Below are 22,459 nucleotides of genomic sequence, written 5' to 3'. Positions count from 1 at the left end.
TTTTGTCATTTCTGCAAAGAGGAAAAATCAATGGGCTACAAACTCCCCAATGGCGCGACCATTCAGCACGGCGCCACTTACGCCGCCGAGTTGCCATTCACTGCTCTGTCCAACGCCACTGAGGCAGTCGCCACGGTTACAGGCAGCACTCTGGCTGCCGGTGACATTGTCCTGGTCACTGCCGGCTGGAGCCGCTTGAGCAACCGCGTGGTGCGAGTCAAAACGGCCACCGCAACTTCGACCACTCTCGAAGGAATCGATACCACAGACGTTCAGGTCTATCCGGCCGGTGGCGGAGTTGGCACCTTGAAGAAGGTCTTGACCTGGGTGCAGATCCCGCAAGTGACGGATGTAGCGTTCTCCGGCGGCGAGCAAAACTATCTGGATGTGGTTTTCCTTGAAGACGACCAAGGCAAGCAGATCCCGACTGATAAGTCTGCCGCGAGCATGGCGCTGACCATTGCCGATGACCCTGCTCAGGCATTCAACGCTGTGCTGCTCGCAGCAGACGCAGGCAAAAAGGTCCAGGCTGCGCGGATGAACCTGCCCGGAACCGACACCGTTCTCTATGGGGCGTACACCTCGTTCTCGAAACAGCCGGCGGTATCGCGCAACAACCTGCTGACCCGCACCGTCAACCTGGCGTTGCAGGCTGAACCCACTCGCTACCTGTCGTAAGGAATCCCCATGGCAAAGTTTTCCATTGCGCCAAAGCCAACGTTCACCGTCGATGTGCCTATTCCTCAAGTCGGCGGCGCGCCGTCAATGGTGCCGTTCACATTCAAGTATCGCGACCGCACCGCCTTGGCTGAGCTCTTCGACAACTGGAAGCAGAAGGCGAGCGAACTCGGCGAGCGCTTCAAAGGGACTGAGCCAACGCTTGTGGAGATCACTGCAGCCGAAGTTGAGCAAGGCGTCGAGCAGATCAAGGATCTGGTCGTGTCCTGGGGCTTCGGCGACAAGTTCAGTGACGAGTCGATCACCGCCCTGGTGAAGAGTTGTGTTGGAGTGTCGGACGCTGTCGTGAAGGCCTACAGCGAAGCCTTCGGTAAGGCCCGACTGGGAAACTGACCGACGTCGCACGCGCACTGTATGAGCCGACCACTGATTCCAATGTCCTTTCGGTGTTCGGTCTTTCTCCGTCGGATGTCGATGACACCTTCGAAGTCTGGCCGGACAACTGGAAGGCGTTCCTCGTCATGGATTCGATGTGGACTCAGTGGCGTACAGGCGCATGCGGCGCGACCGGTCTTGATTACGGCGTCCTACCCGACGTGATGAAACTCGTCGGCGTCCCTGCAAAGGATCGCCCCCGCGTGTTCCAAGACATCCGCGTAATGGAATCGGAAGCTATCGCGGTGATGGCTGAAGCCCGCGACAACAGCCCGTGAAGACGGGCACTTATTCAAGGTGAGTCGATGAACATTGCAGAACTCGGCATCAAGGTCGATTCGGCTGATGCCGCAAACGCTGCGACCGATCTCGACAAGCTGACAAAGGCCGGCGATCGCGCCGAGCAATCCGCCGTCGGCCTGATGAAAGAGATGGAAGCGCTGGAGAAGTCGTTGTCGAAGGGCGCGACCACCACGCAGGAACTGGCGAAGCAGCGTGAGAGCCTGGCGAAACTCACCAAGACAGGCGCTTACGGTGAGGCTGAATTCACCAAGATCACCGCGCGGCTCGATAAACAGCAAGTGGCCTTGGCCAAGTCGACCCTGGATGAGCAGAAGGCTTTAAACAGCCTGCTCGGTGCAATTGATCCGGCCCGCGCGGCCATGGGCAAGCTGGATACTCAGGTCGAGCAACTGGGTAAGCACCTTGATGCCGGTCGCATCAGTCAGGACCAGTACAACTCTGCCCTGGGCAAAATCAACGGTAACTATGCTGCGCTGGAGAAAACCGCCACTGGTTTCGACCGACTGAAGCTCGGAACCCGGCAGGCACAGGAAAACGTCGTGCAGCTCGGTAACGCGCTGTCGTCCGGCGATTGGGGTAGCGGTGTCCGTGCCGTGGCTCAGCTTGGGGCCGGCGCAGGCGCGGGGGCGGCGGGATTGCTCGCCATCCTCGCACCGCTCGCGTTGGCCACCGCAGCCGTGGGCGCACTGGCATACGCCTATTACAAGGGCAGCGAAGAGCAGGACAGTTACAACAAGTCACTGATTCTCACAGGCAGCTACGCCGGTGTGAGTGCAGGGCAACTGGGCGATATGGCGCGCCAGGTGAGCGCCACTGTCGGCACCACCGGGCAGGCTGCCGAGGTACTGGCGCTGCTGGCTGGTAACGGGAAGATCGCCGGCGAGAGCTTCGCCGGGATCACTCAGGCCGCCGTGTCGATGCAGGAAGCCACCGGCAAGGCTGTGAGCGAGACGATAGCTGAGTTCTCCAAGCTGGCCGACGACCCGGTCAAGGCGTCGGCTGCATTGAATGAGCAGTATCACTACCTGACCGCCTCGGTTTATTCGCAGATCGCCGCACTGGAACAGCAAGGCGACCACGCCGGCGCGGTGAAGCTGGCGACCGAGCAATATGCCGATGCAATCAATGAACGCACTCCGAGGATCCTTGAAAACCTCAGCTTCTGGGAAAAGGGATACAACGCTGTCGCGCGAGCAGCCGACAACCTGAAAAATATCGGCCGTAGCGACATCGGCGCTGATATCGAGCAAGCTCAGCGGAACCTCGCCCGGGCAGAGGCCGGCGATGTTGGCGTATTTCAGAACAAGCAGGAGATGATCGGGTTCTACCGCGACCGACTGAACATGCTTGAGGATCAAAAGGCCGCTGAAGCTGACATCGCAAAGTATGAAGGTGAGCAGGCAAAGGTCCAGAAAGGCGCCGTTGTTGCGATGGCCAAGGTCGACGCACTCACCAAGTCTTCTTGGACGAATGAGCAAAAGCGCGCTGATGCACTGAAAGAATATCGCCGGCAACTCGACGACATCCGTAAGGCGGACCCCAAGGACAAGCGTCTTGAGCAGTCAGTCGTTGACAAGAACATGGCGAATATCAACGACAAGTTCAAGGACCCGACGGCCGCCGCAGGCAGCGCTGACCTGACCGGCTTCAACAACGCGAAGAACGCCCTGGCTGAGACCCTGGCCTACTACAAAGACGCTGACAAGGAGTTGGAAGCTTTGCAGCGTGCGGGCGTGATCTCCCAAGCCAGCTACACCGAGCAACGCATCAGCCTACTGAAGCAGCAGTCGGAAGAAGTTGCTCACAGCTACCAGTCGGAAATCGACGCGCTCGAAGCGGCGAAGGCCAAAAAGGGCACGACTGCCGCGCAAGTCATCCAGATTGATCAGAAGATTGCGGATGCGCGCTCAGCGATGGTCAAGGCGCAGCAGGACAGTGAAAGCGAGCTGTCGATCATCGCCACCAAAGAGCAAGGCCGCTTAAACAAGCAGACCTTGGCCGTCCAGACCTACACAAGCGCGCTTCAGCAGCAGGTCGATACGCTTCGGCAGCAGGGCTTGCGCGCAGCTTCCGGTCTGGGCCAGGGTGATCGGCAGCGCGGGCTGACGGATCAGCAAAACGGCATTGACGATCGCTTCGATCAGCAACGTCTGGAACTGGCAAACCAATACGGCGATGGCTCGCGCGGCATGAGTCTCGACGAGTACACCCAGAAGTTGACGGCGCTGAAAACCACCCAGCAGGATCTGCACGACACCGTGCAATCCAACTATGACGAGATGACCGCGGCTCAGGGTGACTGGGGCGCCGGCGCATCGTCGGCGTGGCAGAACTATTTGGAGTCGGCTCGGGACGTGGCCGGGCAGACGAAAAGTCTGTTCAGTAACGCCTTCAGTTCGATGGAAGACGCCATCGTCAACTTCGCCATGACCGGGAAGCTGTCGTTCGCGGACTTCGCCAAGTCGATCCTCGCAGACATGGCGCGCATCGCCACACGGCAAGCCAGTTCGGCGTTGCTCAGCAGCTTGGTGGGTGCTGCCACGAGTTACTTGGCCGGGAGCGCGGCAGGTGCGCCACCTACGTCAGCAGGGTCCACCGCCGCCGGATATTCCAACACCTACTTTCCACAAGCGGACGGTGGTGCGTGGGGTTCCGGCGTGCAGCTATTCGCGAATGGTGGCGCCTTCACCAACAACGTCGTGAGCAAGCCGACCGCTTTCGGGATGGCCGGGGGACAAACTGGCGTAATGGGCGAGGCCGGACCAGAGGCGATCATGCCGCTGACTAGGACGGCCGGTGGCGCGCTGGGTGTTCGGGCGCTTGGCGGGGGATCTAGTGGCGGAACCACAATCAGTGTGCAGGTCATGGTGGCCGGCGACGGATCGACCAGCTCAACAACTGATGATCCTGCTTACGAGCAGTTCGGCAAGGACTTGGCCGATTTTGTCGATCAGCGTTATCAGAAGCTCGTGAGCCAGGACCTGAGGCAGGGCGGGAAAATCAACAGGGCCATCAAGGGGTGATCCATGGCAATTGAGCGATTCACCTGGCAAACGGAAAAGGGTGCGACGGGCGACATCAAGCAGCGCGTTCGCACCAAGGGTTTCGGTGACGGTTACAGCCAGTCTGTTTCGGACGGCATCAACAACGAGCAGCAGTCTTGGCCGGTCACCCACACGGGTAGTTCGGAACGGATCAAGGAAATCATCACGTTCCTGCGCCGCCACAAGGGGGCAAAGGCTTTCCTGTGGACGCCGCCCCTGGGCGAACTGGGGCTCTACAAATGCACCGGCTTTCAGCCGTCACACAAAGGCGGATCGGTTTACACACTGACCGCCACCTTCGAACAAACCTTTCACCCCTGAGGTAACGCCGTATGGCTTTGATTACGGACATCCAGAAGCTGGAGCCCGGCGGGGAGGTGCGGCTGTTTGAAATCGATGGCACGGAGTACGGTGCGGACGTTCTGCGCTTTCACGCTCACGCCATTCCACACACGCCCGATGAGCTTTTGGCTTATGAGGGTTCAACTGAAGAGCTGCCGGCAAAGTCGATCATTTGGCAGGGCAACGAATACGCAGCCTGGCCGGTGCAGATCGAGGGCATCGGCGCCGACAGCAATGGCAGCGCCACTCGGCCCACGTTCATGGCGGCCAACGTCAACGGACGCATCACGGCGCTGTGCTTGGCCTTCGATGACCTGTTGAAGTTTCAGCTGACCGTGCGCGAGACGATGGTCAAGTACCTGGACGCGGCGAATTTCCCTGAAGGCAATCCGACTGCCGACCCGACCCAAGAAGCGCTGGAAATTTGGTTTATCGATCAGAAGACCGGCGAAGACGGCGAGTTAGTGCAGTGGGAGTTGTCTTCACCTGGTGAGATCGACAACCACGGATTGCCAGGTCGGCAGATGACGACCTTCTGCCACTGGGCAATGACCGGCGGCTACCGCGGGCCAAACTGCGGTTACACCGGAGGCGCCATGTTCGATGACGACGACAACCCCACGGACGACCCGAGCAAGGACGAGTGCAAAGGCGGCCTCAAGTCCTGCAAGTTGCGCTTCGGCCAGAACAACCAACTTCCTCACGGCGGATTCCCCGCGGTGTCACTGATCGCACGGAGCTGACCATGCGCAAGCACATCTTGAGCGCAATGGCAGCGCACGCAGCAGCCCAGCATCCGAAAGAGGCTTGCGGGTTGTTGCTGGCGATCGGCAGGAAACAGAAGTACTTCCCATGCCGGAACATCGCCACCGAGCCGACCGAAGAGTTTCGAATCGATGCTGAGGATTACGCCGCAGCGGAAGACGTGGGTGAGGTGATCGGCATCTTCCACACTCACCCGGACGCAACCAGCCGGCCGTCTCCGCACGACGTTGCCATGTGCGAGGCGACAGCCTTGCCCTGGCACATCCTCAGTTGGCCGGAAGGGGATCTGCGCAGCATTACCCCAAGCGGCAATACGCCGCTGCTCAACCGGCCGTTTGTACATGGGGCCTGGGACTGTTGGCAGATCTGCGCGGACTGGTACCAGCGCGAGTGGGGGCTGGAGTTCGAAGTCTTTAAGCGAGAAGAGGGGTGGTGGGAAAGTGCTGAGGCTGAAAGCCTGTACGAATCCAACTACGAGGCTGCCGGCTTCGTGCGAGTTGACCGGCCGCAGCGCGGCGACATGATAGTTATGGCGGTCGGCCGAACGGCTCATCCGAACCACGCCGGGATTTACCTCGGTGTCGATCCAGTGCTGCCAGATGAAGAGCCGAACTGCTTTGGGCCGGGGCCTTTCCTGCTGCACCACCTTTATGGGCGCCCGAGCGAAATCATCGTGTTCGGCGGGCCATGGATGGACCGAGCGCGTCTAATTCTTCGACACAAGAACGCCCGGTGATACAGTCGGCGTTTTAGGACGAGGAAAAATCATGCGGATCTTGATAGGCGCGGTGACAGTAATGTTTTTGGCTGGGTGTGTGTCACCGACTGACTTGCGGAGTAACACTCCAACGGTGAGTACTGCGACGAAAAAGAGTCCGAAACAATACGCTTTGTGCGTCTTTCCTAGATGGCAGGATGCGAGATCTGAGGCAACGATGTCCGAAACTGAAAATGGTTATCGGCTTGTAATCGGCGCTATGCAGTTGACCGATGAGCTATTGGAGATCAAGAAGACTGCTGCTGGTAGCTCGGTGGTATTTTATCAGCGAGTAGCTTGGATGCCAGGCGTCGGCCGAACCGCGGTTGAATCCGCAGTAAGTAACTGCCTTTAAGCGATTAACAAAGGAATAATCATGCGGATTTTAATAGGCGCTGTGGCGGTGATGCTTTTGGCGGGGTGTTCGACATCACCAGTTCCTTCTTCCCAAGCATCGCAGGCGCCAGCCCAGCAGCTTTTGAAGTTCCAAAGCAAGCCTGCAGGTAGCTTCGGAACAGTGCAGGTGATACGCGACTCGGGACATACAGGTAGTTTCTGCTCAATGGCTGTCTTCATCGACGGCGAGAAGGTTGCTTTGCTTGACCCGGGTCAGAAAGCCGCATTCTTTGTGCCTCCAGGTCCGTTGACTTTGGGTGCCGCATATTCTGGATCAGGAATGTGTGGGATGGGGGCCGAGCGTATCGAGCGAGATGCGGTGGCAGCGCAGAACTCAGTGAAGAAGTACCGAGTGTTTACTGGTGGTGATGGGCAGATAGATATTTTGCCTACGACACTGTGAGATCTAAAAACCGCCCGAGAGGCGGTTTTTTTATACCTGGAGAAAATAATGGCTGCATTTGCTATCGACTATCAGCCCATGACCACGATCAGGCTTTACGGGCAACTGCGGCAATTTGGTCGATCATTCAGGCTTTCTGTGCGTTCCCCGGCGGAGGCCATAAAAGCGCTGTGCATTCAGATCCCCGGTTTTGAACGTTTCATTTCAAATGCAAAATCCCAAGGGATAGAGTTCGCGGTCTTCCGCGGCTCTAAAACTGTTCAAGAGAACGAGCTGAGTTTCAGCGGCTCTGACGAAATTCGTATTGCACCAGTAGTCACAGGGAGCAAGCGGGGAGGATCCTTTCAAACCATTGTTGGCTCTGTCCTAATCGCTGTCGCATTTGTGCTGTCGTTCACACCGTTCGCTGCAGCTTCACCATTCCTCTATCAGGTTGGCGCTGCAATGGTGATCAGCGGAGTCATTCAAATGCTCAGTCCGCAAGCCAAAGGCTTGAAGACGAGCGCTGCCCCCGAGAACACCCCGGGATATGCCTTCGGCAGTGCGAAGAACACCACAGCGTCCGGTAACCCGGTACCGCTCTGCATCGGCAAGCGCCGGTGGGGTGGCGCGATCATCAGTGCCGAGATTTATGCAGAAGACCAGATGTAGCCAGATCGCTGAACAACACAGCCGCCCATGAGGCGGTTTTTTATTGCCTGGAGAAAAGCATGGGCGCAGCACAGCAGCATGATATCTACGGCGCCAAGGGCGGATCGGACAAGCCGAAAACCCCAACTGAGGCACCCGACAGTCTGCGCTCGGTGGCCATGGCCAAGATCCTGATTGCGATCGGCGAGGGCGAGTTCGCCGGCAACCCGACCGCGCAAGACATCTTCCTCGACAACACGCCGCTGCAAGATCCCCAGGGCAATATGAACTTCCCCAACGTGAAGTGGGAGTTTCGCAACGGGTCGGTCGAGCAAGGCTACATTCCGGGCATCCCGTCGGTCGCGAACGAGACCTCACTGGGTATCGAATTGCGCAGCGGCACGCCGTGGGTTCGAGCGATCAGCAACACCGAACTGTCAGCAGTGCGCCTGCGCTTCGCTTGGCCAGCGCTGCAATCGGTTGATGCCAGTGGCAACGTGAATGGTTACCGGATTGAATACAAGGTTGAGCTGGCTACCGATGGCGGTGCCTATCAGCAAGTGCTGAGCGAAGCCGTCGACGGTAAGACGACCAGCACCTATGAGCGTACTCGTCGCATTGACCTGCCCGCCGCTACCAGCGGCTGGCTGTTCCGCGTCACCCGCACTACGCCGAACCAAAACAACAACAAAATCGCCGACACCATGCAGATCGCTGGCTTCACCGAAGTCATCGACGCCAAGCTGCGTTATCCGAACACCGCGCTGCTCTACATCGAATTCTCGGCCGAGCAGTTTCGCAACATCCCGGTGGTGACCATCGACTGCCAAGCCCGAAAGTGGCTAGTGCCGAGCAACTACAATCCGGAAACGCGAAGCTATACCGGGATTTGGGACGGCACTCTCAAGGAAGCCTGGACGGACAATCCGGCCTGGGTCACCTACGGCGTCACGGTGAATGACCGCTTCGGCTTGGGCCGTCGCATCAAGCCGTGGCAGGTCGACAAGTGGGAGCTGTACCGGATCGCCCAGTACTGCGATCAGTTGGTTCCGGACGGAAAAGGCGGCCAAGAGCCGCGCTTCATCTGCAACCTGAACCTGCAGGGCAAAGCCGATGCCTGGGCACTGCTGCGCGATATCTCGGCAATCTACCGGGGCATGACCTACTGGGCCCACGGCCAGGTCTTCACGCTGTCCGACATGCCGCGCGCCACCGACTTCGACTTTGCCTACACCCGGGCGAATGTCATTGACGGCAAGTTCACTTACTCGAGCGCTTCGGAGCGCACTCGCTACAGCCGAGCCCTGATCAGCTACGACAACCCGGCCAACAATTACGACACCGACGTCACCGCAGTGACTGATGCCAAGCTCCAGCGGCGCTACGGCGACAACCCGCTGGAAATCAGTGCGATCGGCTGCACCCGCGAATCGGAAGCGCAGCGGCGCGGTAAGTGGGCACTGCTGACCAATTCGAAAGATCGCGGAATCAACTTCCGTGTAGGCCTGGATGGTCGTATCCCGCTGCCTGGCTACGTCATTCCCGTGGCTGACGAACTGTTGGCCGGCCGCGCGATTGGCGGGCGCATCTCGGCAGTTGCGGGCAGCGCTATCACGCTGGACCGCGATACCCAGGCCAAGGCCGGGGACCGTTTGATCCTGAACCTGCCCAACGGCAAGTGTGAGGGCCGCACCGTGCAATCCGTGGCGGGGCGCGTGGTCACCGTGACGGTTGCTTTTTCTGCGGCGCCTGAGCCTGAACTTGTCTGGGCACTGGATGCCGATGACCTGGCTGTGCCGCTGTATCGCGTGACCAGCGTGTCCCGGCCGGAGCCCGGCGTCTTCGAGATATCGGCCGTCCAGTACGACCCGAGCAAGTTCGCTTACATCGACACAGGTGCACGGCTGGAAGAGCGGCCGATCAGCGTCATTCCGATCACTGTCGTTCCGGCACCGGCGAGCGTTACCGTGATATCGAACTCTGTCGTGTCCCAGGGCATTGCCGTGGCCACCATGTCCATCACCTGGCCGGCGGTGAACGGCGCAGTTGCGTATGACGTCGAGTGGCGCAAAGACAGCGGCAACTGGATAAAGCTGCCGCGTACAGGCTCCACCGGCGTGGATGTCGTCGGCATCTATGCAGGGGCTTACTTGGCCCGCGTCCGTGCGGTCAGCGCCTTCGACATCTCGTCGATCTGGCGCAGCTCGATGCTGACGAATCTCAAGGGCAAGGATGGACTGCCGCCGGCGGTTTCATACCTCACGGCCACTCCTTTGCTGTTCGGCATCTACCTCAAATGGGGCTTCCCGGATGATGCGGAGGATACCCAGCGTACCGAAATCTGGTACGGGCCTACGACCAGTCTGGAGGCTGCCACCAAGCTCACGGACCTGTCATACCCGCAAAGTGATTTCTCGATGCTAGGGCTGCGTGCCGGCGTTACATTTTTCTTCTGGGCGCGGTTGGTCGACCGCATCGGCAACATCGGGCCTTGGTACCCGATCGGGATTGGCGTCATGGGGCAGTCGAGCGCGGACGCGGCGGCTATTTTGGAAATGATCGCCGGTCAGATTGGCGAGACGGAACTGGGCCAAGACCTGCTGGATGAGATCAACAAAATCCCCGGCCTTCAGGACCAGATCGACGCGCTCGACGGCCTGTCCGCCTACAAACCGGATCAGGTCTACGAGAAAGACCAGATGGCTGTTGCAGATGGGAAAATCTTTCAGGCCAAGGGCGAAGTGCCAATCAACACGCCACCACCGAACGCGACCTACTGGCTGGATGTCGGGCAGTCGATCGAGACAGCGAATGGACTGGCACAACAGGTGGCTTTCAATACAGCTGACATCAGCGAGATTGATGGTGTAGTCACCGCCCAGGCAACCGCGTTCGAGGCGTTGCGTGCAACATCGCGTGATGACAACGGCGAAGGTGACCTGGCGGATGCGCTCAAAGGCTGGACCAGCACCGCGGCGATCGCTTCGGAATCTCGGGTTCGCACCTCTGAAAACGAGGCGTTCGCGCAGCGCATCACCACCTTCGATGCAAAGCTCGGCGAAAACGCTGCCAACATCACCGAGCTGGAACAGGTGGTCGCCACCAACGAGTCAGCAACGGCGACGAAGATCGATCAGATCAGCGTAACCGTTGGGCAAAACGGCACGGCGATTGAGCAGAACACTGCGGCCATTCAGCAGACGTCTACGGCCTACGCCGATACCGCGGGCAAGCTGAGCACCATGTGGTCGGTGAAAATGCAGGTGTCGGCCGGCGGTCAGTACGTGGCTGCCGGCATTGGCCTTGGAATCGAGAACACCGGCGCGGGACTGCAAAGTCAGTTTTTGGTAAGCGCCGACCGATTCGCTGTCGTCAACTCCATCGCTGGTGGGGCCATCTCGGTTCCGTTCGCGGTTCAGGGTGGCCAGGTGTTCATCAACTCGGCGTTCATCGCCGACGGCACCATCACCAACGCCAAGATCGGCAGTTACATCAGCTCCACGAACTACATCCCCGGTGTACAGGGTTGGATCCTCAACAAGGATGGAACGCTGGAGATCAACGGTATTGTCCCAGGGCAGGGCCGCCTGGTCATCAACTCGCTGAACGTGTCCGTCTACGACGTGAACAACGTGCTGCGTGTACGTCTTGGTTACTTGGGGTGAGAAATGGCTTATGGGATGCGGATTTGGGGCGCCGATGGGACGCTTCAGGTCGACGAAAACTCGTTCACCATGCGGGTGGTTTTATCCACCCAGGTCACATTTGCAACTGCCGGGAAGGGAAATCAGGACTTCGCTGTCCCGGGTTGCGATGCCTCCAACTCGGTGGCGATCGTGATCCCGGTCGGGCCGTACAACGAAGCGGCATCGTGGCAGTTTGAAACTGAAATGTTGTCGGGGGTGGCGCGCGTCTACAACCACACACGCACCTTCGCAACGAGTTTATCCACCAGTGGGACCATGCGATTGATGGTCATAAGGTTTGCCTGATGAGTTTTGGCCTCAGTTTCGTCAACAACAGCAACCAGGTGGTGATCGACTCGGAGTTTGCGCGGCTCAATGTCATCTGTACCGGACGTTATACGCCGACGCAGGAGTCAGGCCTTGGGTCAACCACCTTCTTTCCGCGCGTCATCACCAGCCAGGAGCCACCACTGGTGTTTTGCCGGCCTGATACTGGAGGTGTCGGTGGCCTTACCGCCATGCAGGTGATTGGATCGGCCGGGAACTGGACCGGTTTCTATGTCCGAGCCTACGACGTGAACACCAACCAGCCGAACGGACGGTACTTCGCGGCCACGTTCGGCGCCCAGCCAGTAGCAACTTATGGTATGCGGTTGTGGGACGGCTCCTCGAAGTTGTTGTTTGACTCCGGCACGTCGACGGCGCTGTTCACGCGTGCATTTCAGAACTGGGCCTATGTGCGTTCGGAGACCTCTCCAACCGGCAGCACTCGTAGCTTCTACACGGTGCCGTTTAACTTCCCGGAAAACGAATACATGCTGATCAACACCTTCGGCATGAACATGTTGACTGGCTCTCCTGCTGGTCGATTGGTCAAAACCCTCTGGAGCTTCAGCACCGGGACGCTGTACGCCGTCACTGATGGATTCTCCAACCCTTTCGCCTTCTTCCTGCCGGCTGTGTTCGCAAAACTCGCCGTCTAACAACCTCGATTAGGAAGTACTCCATGCCTTGGTACAAAGCCGGGACGGTTTCTGTCACCCAAAATTCCAATGCCGTGATCGGTACGGGGACTTCTTTCTTCGTCAATGGCCGTGTCGGGGATGGTTTCCTCGGGCCGGATGGCGGCTGGTACGAAGTCATCAACATCATCAGCGATACGGCCTTGGCAATCTCGCCTCCGTACCAGGGTGCCACTGCAGCCGCTGGTGGTTACGCGCTGGCACCGCTTCAGGGTTACGTGAAGGATTCGGCGGACGCGTTGCGTGCGCTGGTGAATCAATACGGCGGCGTGCTGGGTGTGCTCGGTGTTACACCGACGCTTCCAGGCGTTCGGACCGCGCTAAACCTAACGGATACCGGCGGGCTGCCAGAGGGGACCAACAAGTACTTCACGGACGCCAGGGCTCTAGGTGCTGCGCTCACAGGTTTCGTAACCACCGATGTCACTCCTGTTGTCGCAACCGATCTCGTAGTTGCGGCATTCGGAAAGCTTCAAGCCCAGGTCAGCGCTAGAGCCGTGAAGGGGGCGAATGGCGATATTACTTCCCTGTCAGGACTCACCACACCGCTGACCATCGCTCAGGGTGGCACGGGCCGAAGCGACGGCTTGGCGTGGGGCAAACTCAAGGGAACGCTGAGTGATCAGACTGATTTGGTTGCTGCGTTGGCGGCAAAGATCACTGGTAGCAAGCAAGGATTAATCAACGCATCAGTAATGTTTGTTGGTTCTGGTCCTTCGATCGTCAACAACTTCAACGTGGCTTCCATCACCAAGGTATCGACTGGCATTTATGACATCAACTTCGCGACCCCTATGGATCACACCGCGTTTTCAGTAGTAGGTATGGCGTGCGATGACTCGGCGGTTCAGGCAATCGTTTATGAGAACGGGGCCAACGGCTCAACTCGTACGCAGAACAAAGTCAGGATTGTCACCGGCGTGCCGGGTGGAAGCACCCGGGACTTTTCTGTGATCAACGTGATAATCGTCGGAGGCAAAAACTGATGCTGATCATCAAAACAATCGAGGGCTTTAAGCAGGTCGTAGCCCCCGATGTCAACATCTACGAGTACGCCGCAGCAAACGGCGGCACGGTCATGGATGACTCCGAATTTGTTGAGCTGCCAAGGACTGAGGATCAGATCAAGGCGGATATTGCTATTCAGTCGGCAAATCTTCGGTCGAGTGCTGATTATTCAATCAGGCCACTGCAAGACGCCGTAGACATCGACGAAGCGACTCCGGCTGAATCGGCATTACTGAAGAAGTGGAAGAGGTATCGGGTTGACCTCAACAGGCTCTCAGAGCAGGCTGGTTATCCTGAAGTGATCACCTGGCCAACCATTCCGACATAACCCGAACCGAAGATGTAGCCCGCCATTGAGCGGGTATTTTTTTGCCTGGAGAAAAGTGATGTCCGTTACTGAAAGAGACCGCGACATCCTTGCCCGTACGCTGTGGGGCGAAGGGCGTGGAGAAAGCCTGGCCGGGCAGATCGCCGTGGCCTGGACGATTCGCAACCGTGTGTACGACGGCAAGGCCAAGTCGTGGTGGGGCGAGGGCTATGCCGGTGTCTGCCAGGCACCGTATCAGTTCAGCTGCTGGAACAAGAGCGACCCGAACTATCCGTCCTTGATCGGCGCCAAAGCGATTCCGTTTCGTGAGCTTGCTCAAGCGCGCATAGCTGCTGACCAGGTGATCGACGGCAAATTGCCGGATCCCACTGGCGGCGCCACGCACTATTACGCCATTACCATGAAGAAGGCTCCGGGCTGGGCAGCGAAGGCCAAGCAGACAGTGAGGCTTGGTGGTCACGTCTTCTTCAAGGATGTGCCGTGAGGCACGCGTGCCGCTATGCTTGTGGGGCAGTCATTTGAAATAAGGTAGCGCTATGGAAGGTTTAGAGCTGAGCCCAAAGATCGAGCGTGAAGCCGACAAGCTTCTTGCTCAGATATCCCGAGCGGATTCTATGATCGTTGCGGCCAAGGCGGGCGCACGGGCCGAAGGATTTGTTCTTGGCTTGGAATCGGCCCGAGCATTGAATGAGGCTACCATCGATCGTCTTTATGTCATCTTCGATTGTGCGACCGAGGAACGACTGAGAGCGCTTGTACCGGTTTAAAACAAGTCCTCGCCCTGAGTCATTGGCTCAATTGGCTTGATCAAATCAGGACCTTGGTTGCGCACGTTGCCTATCAAGCGGTCAACCTTGAACCATTCGAAGGCCTCTGTCGGCTCCCCCTGGAGCAGCACCATTTGTTCGGCACGCTCCTTCGGCGTGGCCGGGTCAAGCCATTCCCGGGCCAGTTCCGGTGATAACACTACCGGCCTCCGGTCGTGAATATCCACCATACCGCCGGCGCTGTCAGCGGTGATGATGACGAAGCCGTCGTGCTCGCCAGGTCCATGCTCGGCATTCGGGTATTGACCGATTGCAGCACAGAGGATCGGTGATCTGTCACGGTGACGAATCAGGTATGGCTGCTTCTTCGGTCCGCCTTCGTCCACCCATTCAAACCAGTTGTCGATCGCAATGATTGCCCGATGTGGCCATATCGCGCGGAAGAACGGACCGTGGGCGACCTTCTCAACCCGGGCATTGATCGGCGCGGCGCGGTCTTTTGCCCAGTGCGGTCGCCAGCCCCAGCGCACCATGTCAGCGTGCAGCACGTTCTCCTCCAGGTGGAAGAGGGCGAGCTGAGTAGTCGGTGCGGCGTTGTAGCGCTCGAAGGGCTGGTCACCGGTGTTGTTGACCAGTGCGCCGGGCATGCTCAACGCCGCCACGAAGTCGTGAATACCCCGGTACTGGGACAGACGTCCGCACATGCTTGCACCCTCGGCCGTGTATTCAGGATAGACCGGTGACAGCGGGCTTCGTTACAAACCCGTTTCCGCTGCAGGTCGGACAGTCGTCGCGTTGACCGAAGTGATCCAGGCAGGTCGGGCAGGTGCAGAAGTTCGCCAGTTCAAGCAGTGGCCGGGCTTTTTCGAAAGCGCGCAGGTTGTGGCTCTCCTGGGCGAGCTGCGCCGTATCGAGCAGCACGCGGTACAGGTCGGGATCGTCGATCGGTTGGTAGGTGACGCCCTCGACCACACGCTGAGTCTCGATCAGGTCATACCGTCGCCCATCGGGCATAGTCAGCGTGAGCCCGGTGATTCGTGCGCTGACTCCGGAGGCATTAAAAATCAGGTTCGCACCGCCGGCATCCGGATAGATCTTGCCGTCGTAGCCAGACCGCCGAGGATCCGCAAGCGAGCTGGCGTCATAAAAAATGGAGCGGCCGATGTGCCCGAATATGGTGGTGGTCCCGCGTAGCACCACATCATAGGAAGACGCACCGCAGTAGCGCGGCGGCGAGTTGATCAGCTCTTCCACGGCGTGCCAGTACGCGGCGTTCGCCAGCTCATTCATGTCGAACTTTTCAAGCGGATCGACTAGACCCTCGGCGGCCAAGGTTTGGCTCATGGCGTGCAAGGTCTGGCGGTGTGCCTCCGGGTTCTGCATTCGGAATTCGTGGTTATCGAGGGTCGAGCGCCACTGCTGAAGTCTCAGCGCTTTGGCCTGGTCGAAATTCATGGTAACGGGTTCGCTGTACAAATACTGGTTGTATGTACAGTAATCTAGCGGCGGGATTCAGGCGAGGAGGAGGCGACGAGCAGTCGCTGGATGTCCGGGCGGTGTTCGGTCGCAACGCCGTGGACTCGGCGCACGCGAAGGGCGTCTCTGTCGCTCATAATTCCTGGGTACGCTTCGCCGCCGGCCGGTCCAAGGGGGGGGGCACCGGATCACCGGTGGGTTCACGGGTGCTCATTCCCATTGCCAGCCGTTCAGATTGGCCGGCGAGTCCAAGGCAAGCTCATGCGGCTCAATGTGAAATTCCAGCCAGCCACCTAAGGGCTCGTTGCGCCCGTCGATAATCCGCCCGTGCAGCCGCTGGCCGTCAGGCAAGACCACCCGCAGTGCATTGGCGTACTTGGGGCCTTGCAGGTAATGACCGAAGTCGATCCGGGCGTGACCGGAGTCCGTGTCACTCAGTACCACCGGCAACTCCAGGGTGGTCAGTTCGCTCGGCGGCCGGCTGCGGTATAACGCGATGACGGTGACCGTGGCGGGGCCTTCATAGGCGAAGGGCATCGGGGTGCGTTCCTTTTCGCAAGTGGCGGACTGGACGGCAAACCAGAGGGCCGGGTCTTGGTAGACCAGCCCCGGCCGTGATGGTTTCCGCACCGCCAGAAAAGAGCCACCGCACTGGGACCAGGTGTCGGGGCCGATTGAACATAGGGTGCCTTATGGGTAGCGCTGGTCTTAACCTTTCGCCCAGTCATACACGCGTCGGTTGATTTCACCCAGGCCGCCGTCACGGGCGATCCACTCCTCACCGGTCCGCCGGCACTGCGCTTTCAGCTCTTCGACACTGATGCCATGAGCGGCTGCGACGGCTGGGGCGAGTTTTTCCGGAGTATCCCCGCCGTCGCGCAGTGACACGAACATCAGGTGATGCTTGGGCCAATTGGCAAACGGGTTGAGCGGTGGGGAAGTCATGGTGATCATGCTCCTTGGGTGGTGATTACCCATTGTAGGCCTTAGGGACGGTAGGAGACTGGTGGCGATCGGCGCAAATTGTTTCAGGGGCATCGGTGCGCGGAAAAGTCTTTCCAGTTCGGGGTAAAGTTTTTCCGCCACGACGTCAGTGGCGACCCGTCGGCGGATTACTCTGGCGTCATCATGACCGCTAGCGTCATCTTGATGAATTCCTCATTCTGGCCGATCACGCCCAAGGCGCCGCGAACATTGTTGCCCGCTGTAGTTGAGCCCTGGCTTTCAACCAGCAAGGTGAGTTCCATGATGGCGGCTTCAAGGGCGAGTTGGTTTTCGTTGATTTTGTACAGCAGGGAGGGGAGAAGGTCTGAATGTGGCATCGCAAATCCTCGGTTTTGAGGACAGCGTAGCATCACGTTACATGAAGGATGTTTAACGATCGGCAGGACGCCGGAGAAGGGGTTCCGCTGCTTAGTTATGGAACACTTCCATAATAGTTATGGAACGCATGCCCGGAGGCGAGATTATCGCCAAACCCCAGAAACGACAAAGCCCTGAATAATCAGGGCTTTGTCGGTACAAATATGGCGGAGGCGATGGGATTCGAACTCATGGACCTGTTACAGTCGACGGTTTTCAAGACCGTTGCCTTAAACCACTCGGCCACACCTCCGTTTGCGTTGCGGGCGCCATAATACCTGAATGAAACACACTGTCAAACTCTCTATATGGCTTGTTACAGAGCGTCTGTTATGATCTTTGCGACTGAACGTTTCAAACCAACAGGAGTGTCGCCATGCGCGAACAGGATTACGCAGTTAATAACAGCGTGCAGGCTGAGCAGCTAGAGGTTAGCCGCGTCCTGCGCAACACATACGGCTTGCTCGCTCTCACCCTCGCATTCAGCGGCGTGATGGCGTTCGTCGCTCAGCAGATGCGTGTCGGCTACCCGAACATTTTCGTGGTGCTGATCGGTTTCTACGGGCTTTTCTTCCTCACCAACAAGCTCCGTGACTCGGCCTGGGGCCTGGTGTCGGCATTTGCCCTGACCGGTTTCATGGGGTTCCTGCTCGGCCCGATCCTCAACCGCTACCTGGGCATGCAGGGCGGCGCTGAAGTCGTCAGTTCGGCGTTCGCGATGACCGCGCTGGTGTTCGGTGGTCTGTCGGCTTACGTGCTGATCACCCGCAAGGACATGAGTTTCCTCGGTGGTTTCATCACCGCAGGCTTCTTCGTGCTGCTGGGTGCGACGCTGGCGAGCTTCTTCTTCCAGATCAGCGGCCTGCAATTGGCGATCAGCGCAGGTTTCGTGCTGTTCTCCTCGGTCTGCATTCTGTTCCAGACCAGCGCCATCATTCATGGCGGCGAGCGTAACTACATCATGGCGACCATCAGCCTGTATGTATCGATCTACAACCTGTTCGTCAGCTTGTTGCAGCTGTTCGGCATCATGAGCCGCGATGATTAATCGCAGGCTTTAAGTAAAAAACCCGCCTAGGCGGGTTTTTTATTGTCTGAGATTCGGGCTCATTCCGTGATGATAATGCTGCCATCGGCCTGCTGGCGGTAGATGGTATAGGGCAGGAGCAACGTATCGAGGGCGCCGGAAATGACCACATCGATGAGGACAATGGCCGGAGCATTGTCATGCTCCTGTGCATCACGTCCTTTTTCCAGGGGCGCGTTGAGCATGCAGAAATCGTAGGTCACGCCGCTGTAGATACGGGGAACGGCACCGCAGTAACTTTTGTGCTCCTTGAGACTCTTCGCCGCCACTTCGTCACCGCGAACCACTGTTTGTACCGTGCCGCAACCCGCGAGCATCAGCACCGCGAGTAACATTGACTGAGTTTTCATACCGCCAATCCTTCGCCGGAAAACTGTCAATTTACGCGTTTCGAATCAAAACCGCACTCACGCCATCGGTGGCAAGCGGCGTTTGACCGGGGTTTTCTTGACGATGGCGGTGTTGGTTTCGGCGTGGGTGTTGAGACGATCGAGCAGGGTGTCCAGTTGTTCCATCGAGCGCACATGCAGGCGCGCAATGAAGCAGTCGTCGCCGGTGACTTTGTCGCACTCGGTGAATTCGGGAATGGCCTGAATCTGCCGCTCGACTTCCTGCAACTGGCCCGGCAGCGGGCGGATCCGCACGATGGCCTGGAGTTGATAGCCGAAGCACTTGGGGTCGATTTCGACGGTATAGCCCTTGAGCACGCCACGCTCTTCGAGTCGACGCAAACGTTCGGCAACGCTGGGTGAGGACAGGCCGCTGATCTGCGCCAGAGCCTTGAGCGAACGGCGTGAGTCGTCCATTAATGCGGTGATGAGCACTTGGTCGATGTCGTCGGTCATGGCAAATCCCCTGTTAGGCAGTTGACGGAATACGCCTTGATAAAAAAGGCAGAATCCGAGTTTAGCCTGCTTTTTTCGCTGGAGAAGCCCTTGGACGGATTGGCATAATTTGGGCTCAATCACAGGAGTCTGATGATGGACAAAACCATACGTCGCGGTTCATTTGAAATGACCGCTGCCATGCTGATTTCCGGGACCATCGGTTGGTTCGTGCTGGTGTCCGGACAGCCCGTGCTGGACGTGGTGTTCTGGCGGTGCGTGTTCGGCGCCGGCACGCTGTTGTTGATCTGCGCGGTATTCGGCTTCCTGCGCCCGGGCATTCTGACCCGCACCACCTTCCTGCTGGCGGTGCTCAGCGGGGTTGCGATTGTCGGCAACTGGGTGCTGTTGTTCGCCTCTTATTCTCATGCGTCGATTGCCATCGGTACGGCGGTTTATAACGTCCAGCCGTTCATGCTGGTCGGGTTGGCGGCGCTGTTTCTGGGCGAGAAAATCACCCTGCAAAAGCTGTTCTGGCTGGGCATTTCGTTTTTCGGGATGCTGGCGATTGTCAGCGCTCATGGCGAGCAGGGCGCGGGGGGCAACGATTACCTGATGGGCATCGGTCTGGCCTTGGGGGCTGCGTTTCTGTACGCGATTGCGGCGCTGATCATCAAACACCTGACTGGCACGCCACCGCATTTGATTGCCCTGATCCAGGTCAGCACCGGGGTGCTGTTGCTCGCACCTTTTGCACACTTTTCAGCGTTGCCGCAAGCGCCCAGTGCCTGGGCCAGTCTGGTGACGCTGGGCATTGTCCACACCGGCGTGATGTATGTGTTGCTGTACGGCGCGATTCAGAAACTGCCGACGGCACTGACCGGCGCGTTGTCGTTTATCTACCCGATTGCGGCGATTTTCGTTGACTGGTTTGCCTTCGGCCATCGCTTGGAGCCGCTGCAATGGATCGGTGTTGCCGCGATTCTGCTGGCCGCCGCTGGCATGCAGCAGGGCTGGGGCTTGAAATTTCGTCGGGCGGTGACTCAATAAGCGGGCGTCAGATGTTCCAGTGCGGCGGGTCTTTGCCAGTCGCTGGCGCATCTCGCCGATGTTCGAAGCGAACTGGCTGATCAGTAACCGATAGCCATCCAGCGGGGTGTAGACCGGTGCTTCAAGACTTGAATTGACCGGCACATCGACGGGGCGACTGAGCCGCCGCGATGCGCCGGTTTTCAGTGCCCGGGCGATGCCGATCAGTTGCATGCGAATCTGTCGTGTGGGGCAGGTTGATGCCGGTGGTCCGCATGATCGATGCCAACAACCCAAGCGACACCCGAACCGCGTGGGTCAGTTTGGCGTAGCGATAGCGCCGGTACGGGTCCAGCAACGGACGTAGTAACCGGCGCAGCAGCGATGGCAGTCGATGGGCCCTGAACGTGTTCAGGCTCGGTGTCCTCAGAAGATGTAATCGGTGGTCAGGAAACTCGAACTGCGTCCGCTGATGATCTCGCTGATGAGTTCCTTGTTGGTTTCCTGGAATTTCGTCGCCACCAGCGTCCTGATCGAAAACACCCGCAGCGCATCATGCACCGACAATGTGCCTTCGGCGGAGTTCTTGCGGCCGTTGAACGGGTAGGTGTCCGGGCCGCGCTGGCACTGGGCGTTGAGGTTGATCCGGCCGACCTGGTTGGCAAAGGTGTCCACCAGTCGACCGACCGCCACCGGGTTGGTACCGAAGATGCTCAACTGCTGGCCGAAGTCCGATTCCAGGACGTAGTCGATCACCGTATCGAGATGCCGGTAAGGCACGATCGGCACCACCGGGCCGAACTGCTCTTCCTGATAGACGCGCATCTGCGGCGTCACCGGGAACAACACCGCCGGGTAGAAGAACGACGCCCGCGCTTCACCGCCATTTGGATTCACCACCTTGGCGCCTTTGCTGACCGCGTCCGCAACCAGCGAGTGCAGGTAATCGACCTTGCTCGCTTCCGGCAGCGGCGTCAGCGCAACACCGCTTTCCCATGGCATACCCGGTTTCAGAGTGGCCAGTTTGGCGTTGAATTTTTCGATGAACGACTCGACCACGTCTTCATGGACGAAAAGGATTTTCAGCGCGGTGCAACGCTGGCCGTTGAACGACAGCGAGCCGGTCACCGCTTCGTTGACCGCGTTGTCCAGATCGACCTCCGGCAACACGATGCCCGGGTTTTTCGCATCCAGGCCCAGTGCCGCGCGCAAGCGGTGAGGTTTCGGATGCAGTTTTTTCAGGTCGCTGGCGGCTTTGTTGGTGCCGATAAACGCAAAGATGTCGATCTTGCCGCTGGCCATCAGTGCGCTGACGGTCTCGCGGCCGCTGCCGTAGATCACATTGATCACCCCGGCCGGGAAGCTGTCGCGGAAGGCTTCCAGCAACGGACGAATCAACAACACGCCCAGCTTGGCCGGTTTGAACACCACGGTGTTGCCCATGATCAGCGCCGGAATCAGCGTGGTGAAGGTTTCGTTCAGCGGGTAGTTGTAAGGCCCCATGCATAAGGCGACACCCAGTGGAACGCGGCGGATCTGCCCGAGGGTGTCCTGTTCCAGCTCGAAGCGGCTGGAGCGGCGGTCGAGTTCCTTGAGGGCGTTGATGGTGTCGACGATGTAATCGCAAGTGCGGTCGAACTCTTTTTCCGAGTCCTTGAGGTTCTTGCCGATCTCCCACATCAGCAGCTTGACCACCGCCTCACGCTGTTCGCGCATGCGGCCCAGGAACGTTTCGACGTGCTGGATGCGTTCGGCCACGCGCATGGTCGGCCACAAACCCTGGCCCCGGTCATAGGCGCGGACGGCGGCGTCGAGCGCGGTCAATGCGGTTTCTGCATCGAGCAGCGGCGTACTGCCGAGGATCACTTGTTCATCGCCATTTTCGCCGGTCAGGTACACCGGGCTGCGGACTTGGGCGAGGGGGCCGGACCAGGTTTTCAGTTCGCCATCGACCAGGTATTCACGCTGCTCGGTCTGACCGTCGAGGCGGTATTTTTCCGGGATGTCACTTGAGTCGGGAAACAGGTTGCCAAGGATATGTGCTGTGGTCATGTCGCTACCCCGTCTGGATTGGGTGATGAACTGATGAATCGTTTTAGCAGACCTCGGCCTCGCTT

The 22,459-nt window shown here is 58.7% G+C and carries 26 protein-coding genes, 1 tRNA gene and 1 pseudogene; 18 read left to right on the top strand and 10 right to left on the bottom strand.

Translation table 11 applies throughout. The features are described from left to right. The first annotated feature begins 30 nt into the window (after positions 1 to 30). The 16 genes from ACIQV9_RS03890 to ACIQV9_RS03815 all read left to right on the top strand — a co-directional run bounded on the left by ACIQV9_RS03890 (position 31) and on the right by ACIQV9_RS03815 (position 14,564). Positions 31 to 678 carry a phage tail protein gene (locus tag ACIQV9_RS03890; protein WP_403098297.1) on the top strand — a complete coding sequence of 216 codons (648 nt, stop codon included), beginning with the start codon at positions 31 to 33 and terminating at the stop codon, positions 676 to 678. A 9-nt stretch (positions 679 to 687) separates the two neighbouring features. Next, positions 688 to 1,071 carry a phage tail assembly chaperone gene (locus tag ACIQV9_RS03885; RefSeq protein ID WP_403098294.1) on the top strand — a complete coding sequence of 128 codons (384 nt, stop codon included), beginning with the start codon at positions 688 to 690 and terminating at the stop codon, positions 1,069 to 1,071. Positions 1,072 to 1,124: 53 nt separating this feature from the next. Beyond that, positions 1,125 to 1,391, top strand: a complete 267-nt coding sequence (locus tag ACIQV9_RS03880) for a DUF1799 domain-containing protein (RefSeq protein WP_403098291.1) — start codon at positions 1,125 to 1,127, stop codon at positions 1,389 to 1,391. 27 nt (positions 1,392 to 1,418) lie between these two features. Continuing rightward, positions 1,419 to 4,439 (top strand): phage tail tape measure protein, encoded by a 3,021-nt coding sequence (locus ACIQV9_RS03875; RefSeq protein ID WP_403098289.1) that lies wholly within the window; start codon positions 1,419 to 1,421, stop codon positions 4,437 to 4,439. 3 nt (positions 4,440 to 4,442) lie between these two features. Further along, the gene (locus ACIQV9_RS03870) at positions 4,443 to 4,781 is read left to right on the top strand and encodes a phage tail protein (RefSeq protein ID WP_403098287.1); all 339 of its coding nucleotides are present in this window, start codon (positions 4,443 to 4,445) and stop codon (positions 4,779 to 4,781) included. 11 nt (positions 4,782 to 4,792) lie between these two features. Next, complete coding sequence (locus ACIQV9_RS03865) at positions 4,793 to 5,545, top strand: phage minor tail protein L (RefSeq protein ID WP_403098285.1); 753 nt, start codon at positions 4,793 to 4,795, stop codon at positions 5,543 to 5,545. A 2-nt stretch (positions 5,546 to 5,547) separates the two neighbouring features. Further along, positions 5,548 to 6,303, top strand: a complete 756-nt coding sequence (locus ACIQV9_RS03860; protein WP_403098283.1) for a C40 family peptidase — start codon at positions 5,548 to 5,550, stop codon at positions 6,301 to 6,303. Positions 6,304 to 6,700: 397 nt separating this feature from the next. Further along, positions 6,701 to 7,123 carry a hypothetical protein gene (locus ACIQV9_RS03855; protein WP_403098281.1) on the top strand — a complete coding sequence of 141 codons (423 nt, stop codon included), beginning with the start codon at positions 6,701 to 6,703 and terminating at the stop codon, positions 7,121 to 7,123. Between the two features lie 48 nt (positions 7,124 to 7,171). Beyond that, a complete protein-coding gene (locus ACIQV9_RS03850) occupies positions 7,172 to 7,774 on the top strand; it encodes a tail assembly protein (protein WP_403098279.1) in 603 nt (200 codons plus the stop codon). Between the two features lie 59 nt (positions 7,775 to 7,833). Beyond that, complete coding sequence (locus ACIQV9_RS03845; RefSeq protein ID WP_403098608.1) at positions 7,834 to 11,418, top strand: host specificity protein J; 3,585 nt, start codon at positions 7,834 to 7,836, stop codon at positions 11,416 to 11,418. Between the two features lie 15 nt (positions 11,419 to 11,433). Then, complete coding sequence (locus tag ACIQV9_RS03840; protein WP_403098604.1) at positions 11,434 to 11,745, top strand: hypothetical protein; 312 nt, start codon at positions 11,434 to 11,436, stop codon at positions 11,743 to 11,745. After that, entirely contained in the window at positions 11,745 to 12,422 is a 678-nt protein-coding gene (locus tag ACIQV9_RS03835; protein ID WP_403098277.1) for a hypothetical protein, read from the top strand. Before ACIQV9_RS03840 ends, ACIQV9_RS03835 begins: the two co-directional genes overlap by 1 nt. Before the next feature lie 23 nt (positions 12,423 to 12,445). Then, positions 12,446 to 13,447, top strand: a complete 1,002-nt coding sequence (locus tag ACIQV9_RS03830; RefSeq protein WP_403098275.1) for a hypothetical protein — start codon at positions 12,446 to 12,448, stop codon at positions 13,445 to 13,447. Further along, positions 13,447 to 13,797, top strand: a complete 351-nt coding sequence (locus ACIQV9_RS03825) for a tail fiber assembly protein (RefSeq protein WP_403098273.1) — start codon at positions 13,447 to 13,449, stop codon at positions 13,795 to 13,797. Before ACIQV9_RS03830 ends, ACIQV9_RS03825 begins: the two co-directional genes overlap by 1 nt. A 58-nt stretch (positions 13,798 to 13,855) precedes the next feature. Next, complete coding sequence (locus ACIQV9_RS03820; protein WP_403098271.1) at positions 13,856 to 14,281, top strand: cell wall hydrolase; 426 nt, start codon at positions 13,856 to 13,858, stop codon at positions 14,279 to 14,281. 52 nt (positions 14,282 to 14,333) lie between these two features. Beyond that, positions 14,334 to 14,564: a hypothetical protein gene (locus ACIQV9_RS03815; protein ID WP_403098269.1), complete on the top strand. Its 231-nt coding sequence runs from the start codon at positions 14,334 to 14,336 to the stop codon at positions 14,562 to 14,564. On the opposite strand, the gene ACIQV9_RS03810 is transcribed toward ACIQV9_RS03815, so the two are convergent. The 6 genes from ACIQV9_RS03810 to ACIQV9_RS03785 all read right to left on the bottom strand — a co-directional run bounded on the left by ACIQV9_RS03810 (position 14,561) and on the right by ACIQV9_RS03785 (position 17,655). Continuing rightward, positions 14,561 to 15,268, bottom strand: coding sequence for an SOS response-associated peptidase (locus tag ACIQV9_RS03810; RefSeq protein WP_403098265.1), 708 nt, complete (start codon positions 15,266 to 15,268; stop codon positions 14,561 to 14,563). The two genes, ACIQV9_RS03815 and ACIQV9_RS03810, sit on opposite strands and share 4 nt — an antisense overlap. Before the next feature lie 22 nt (positions 15,269 to 15,290). Continuing rightward, on the bottom strand, positions 15,291 to 16,019 hold the full coding sequence (locus tag ACIQV9_RS03805) for a hypothetical protein (RefSeq protein ID WP_403098263.1): 729 nt from the start codon (positions 16,017 to 16,019) through the stop codon (positions 15,291 to 15,293). A gap of 231 nt (positions 16,020 to 16,250) precedes the next feature. Then, positions 16,251 to 16,577, bottom strand: coding sequence for a hypothetical protein (locus tag ACIQV9_RS03800; RefSeq protein ID WP_403098261.1), 327 nt, complete (start codon positions 16,575 to 16,577; stop codon positions 16,251 to 16,253). Positions 16,578 to 16,748: 171 nt separating this feature from the next. Then, positions 16,749 to 16,985, bottom strand: a complete 237-nt coding sequence (locus ACIQV9_RS03795) for a hypothetical protein (RefSeq protein ID WP_403098259.1) — start codon at positions 16,983 to 16,985, stop codon at positions 16,749 to 16,751. 167 nt (positions 16,986 to 17,152) lie between these two features. Next, positions 17,153 to 17,362, bottom strand: a complete 210-nt coding sequence (locus tag ACIQV9_RS03790) for a hypothetical protein (protein ID WP_403098257.1) — start codon at positions 17,360 to 17,362, stop codon at positions 17,153 to 17,155. 205 nt (positions 17,363 to 17,567) lie between these two features. Then, a tRNA-Ser gene (locus tag ACIQV9_RS03785) sits at positions 17,568 to 17,655 on the bottom strand. Between the two features lie 123 nt (positions 17,656 to 17,778). Between ACIQV9_RS03785 and ACIQV9_RS03780 the strand changes: the two genes are divergently transcribed. After that, the gene (locus ACIQV9_RS03780; RefSeq protein ID WP_008006561.1) at positions 17,779 to 18,450 is read left to right on the top strand and encodes a Bax inhibitor-1/YccA family protein; all 672 of its coding nucleotides are present in this window, start codon (positions 17,779 to 17,781) and stop codon (positions 18,448 to 18,450) included. A 59-nt stretch (positions 18,451 to 18,509) separates the two neighbouring features. Here the strand turns inward: ACIQV9_RS03780 and ACIQV9_RS03775 are convergent, their stop codons facing one another. Together ACIQV9_RS03775 and ACIQV9_RS03770 are read right to left on the bottom strand one after the other, a co-directional pair. Continuing rightward, complete coding sequence (locus tag ACIQV9_RS03775) at positions 18,510 to 18,839, bottom strand: YceK/YidQ family lipoprotein (RefSeq protein ID WP_403098255.1); 330 nt, start codon at positions 18,837 to 18,839, stop codon at positions 18,510 to 18,512. A 57-nt stretch (positions 18,840 to 18,896) separates the two neighbouring features. Then, positions 18,897 to 19,334 carry an Lrp/AsnC family transcriptional regulator gene (locus ACIQV9_RS03770; RefSeq protein WP_010461024.1) on the bottom strand — a complete coding sequence of 146 codons (438 nt, stop codon included), beginning with the start codon at positions 19,332 to 19,334 and terminating at the stop codon, positions 18,897 to 18,899. A gap of 135 nt (positions 19,335 to 19,469) precedes the next feature. Between ACIQV9_RS03770 and ACIQV9_RS03765 the strand changes: the two genes are divergently transcribed. Next, positions 19,470 to 20,363, top strand: coding sequence for a DMT family transporter (locus tag ACIQV9_RS03765; protein WP_403098253.1), 894 nt, complete (start codon positions 19,470 to 19,472; stop codon positions 20,361 to 20,363). A gap of 7 nt (positions 20,364 to 20,370) precedes the next feature. Here ACIQV9_RS03765 and ACIQV9_RS03760 read toward each other — a convergent pair. Both ACIQV9_RS03760 and ACIQV9_RS03755 read right to left on the bottom strand, forming a co-directional pair. Then, a pseudogene (locus tag ACIQV9_RS03760) lies at positions 20,371 to 20,588 on the bottom strand (FUSC family protein); the annotation flags it as partial. A 180-nt stretch (positions 20,589 to 20,768) separates the two neighbouring features. After that, entirely contained in the window at positions 20,769 to 22,394 is a 1,626-nt protein-coding gene (locus tag ACIQV9_RS03755) for an NADP-dependent glyceraldehyde-3-phosphate dehydrogenase (protein ID WP_403098251.1), read from the bottom strand. Positions 22,395 to 22,459 lie beyond the last annotated feature (65 nt).

It is taken from the genome of Pseudomonas sp. NPDC099000 (assembly GCF_044759925.1).
In the GTDB taxonomy this organism is placed as follows: Bacteria; Pseudomonadota; Gammaproteobacteria; order Pseudomonadales; family Pseudomonadaceae; genus Aquipseudomonas.
This window is presented reverse-complemented; position numbering and strand designations above follow the sequence as displayed.

Excerpts from the sequence above, each read along its gene's own strand:
- ACIQV9_RS03890 (WP_403098297.1), top strand. The coding sequence starts at position 31 with ATGGGCTACAAACTCCCCAATGGCGCGACCATTCAGCACGGCGCCACT.
- ACIQV9_RS03885 (WP_403098294.1), top strand. The coding sequence starts at position 688 with ATGGCAAAGTTTTCCATTGCGCCAAAGCCAACGTTCACCGTCGATGTG.
- ACIQV9_RS03875 (WP_403098289.1), top strand. The coding sequence starts at position 1,419 with ATGAACATTGCAGAACTCGGCATCAAGGTCGATTCGGCTGATGCCGCA.
- ACIQV9_RS03870 (WP_403098287.1), top strand. The coding sequence starts at position 4,443 with ATGGCAATTGAGCGATTCACCTGGCAAACGGAAAAGGGTGCGACGGGC.
- ACIQV9_RS03865 (WP_403098285.1), top strand. The coding sequence starts at position 4,793 with ATGGCTTTGATTACGGACATCCAGAAGCTGGAGCCCGGCGGGGAGGTG.
- ACIQV9_RS03860 (WP_403098283.1), top strand. The coding sequence starts at position 5,548 with ATGCGCAAGCACATCTTGAGCGCAATGGCAGCGCACGCAGCAGCCCAG.
- ACIQV9_RS03855 (WP_403098281.1), top strand. The coding sequence starts at position 6,701 with ATGCGGATTTTAATAGGCGCTGTGGCGGTGATGCTTTTGGCGGGGTGT.
- ACIQV9_RS03850 (WP_403098279.1), top strand. The coding sequence starts at position 7,172 with ATGGCTGCATTTGCTATCGACTATCAGCCCATGACCACGATCAGGCTT.
- ACIQV9_RS03845 (WP_403098608.1), top strand. The coding sequence starts at position 7,834 with ATGGGCGCAGCACAGCAGCATGATATCTACGGCGCCAAGGGCGGATCG.
- ACIQV9_RS03840 (WP_403098604.1), top strand. The coding sequence starts at position 11,434 with ATGCGGATTTGGGGCGCCGATGGGACGCTTCAGGTCGACGAAAACTCG.
- ACIQV9_RS03835 (WP_403098277.1), top strand. The coding sequence starts at position 11,745 with ATGAGTTTTGGCCTCAGTTTCGTCAACAACAGCAACCAGGTGGTGATC.
- ACIQV9_RS03830 (WP_403098275.1), top strand. The coding sequence starts at position 12,446 with ATGCCTTGGTACAAAGCCGGGACGGTTTCTGTCACCCAAAATTCCAAT.
- ACIQV9_RS03825 (WP_403098273.1), top strand. The coding sequence starts at position 13,447 with ATGCTGATCATCAAAACAATCGAGGGCTTTAAGCAGGTCGTAGCCCCC.
- ACIQV9_RS03820 (WP_403098271.1), top strand. The coding sequence starts at position 13,856 with ATGTCCGTTACTGAAAGAGACCGCGACATCCTTGCCCGTACGCTGTGG.
- ACIQV9_RS03815 (WP_403098269.1), top strand. The coding sequence starts at position 14,334 with ATGGAAGGTTTAGAGCTGAGCCCAAAGATCGAGCGTGAAGCCGACAAG.
- ACIQV9_RS03810 (WP_403098265.1), bottom strand. The coding sequence starts at position 15,268 with ATGTGCGGACGTCTGTCCCAGTACCGGGGTATTCACGACTTCGTGGCG.
- ACIQV9_RS03805 (WP_403098263.1), bottom strand. The coding sequence starts at position 16,019 with ATGAATTTCGACCAGGCCAAAGCGCTGAGACTTCAGCAGTGGCGCTCG.
- ACIQV9_RS03800 (WP_403098261.1), bottom strand. The coding sequence starts at position 16,577 with ATGCCCTTCGCCTATGAAGGCCCCGCCACGGTCACCGTCATCGCGTTA.
- ACIQV9_RS03795 (WP_403098259.1), bottom strand. The coding sequence starts at position 16,985 with ATGACTTCCCCACCGCTCAACCCGTTTGCCAATTGGCCCAAGCATCAC.
- ACIQV9_RS03790 (WP_403098257.1), bottom strand. The coding sequence starts at position 17,362 with ATGCCACATTCAGACCTTCTCCCCTCCCTGCTGTACAAAATCAACGAA.
- ACIQV9_RS03780 (WP_008006561.1), top strand. The coding sequence starts at position 17,779 with ATGCGCGAACAGGATTACGCAGTTAATAACAGCGTGCAGGCTGAGCAG.
- ACIQV9_RS03775 (WP_403098255.1), bottom strand. The coding sequence starts at position 18,839 with ATGAAAACTCAGTCAATGTTACTCGCGGTGCTGATGCTCGCGGGTTGC.
- ACIQV9_RS03770 (WP_010461024.1), bottom strand. The coding sequence starts at position 19,334 with ATGACCGACGACATCGACCAAGTGCTCATCACCGCATTAATGGACGAC.
- ACIQV9_RS03765 (WP_403098253.1), top strand. The coding sequence starts at position 19,470 with ATGGACAAAACCATACGTCGCGGTTCATTTGAAATGACCGCTGCCATG.
- ACIQV9_RS03755 (WP_403098251.1), bottom strand. The coding sequence starts at position 22,394 with ATGACCACAGCACATATCCTTGGCAACCTGTTTCCCGACTCAAGTGAC.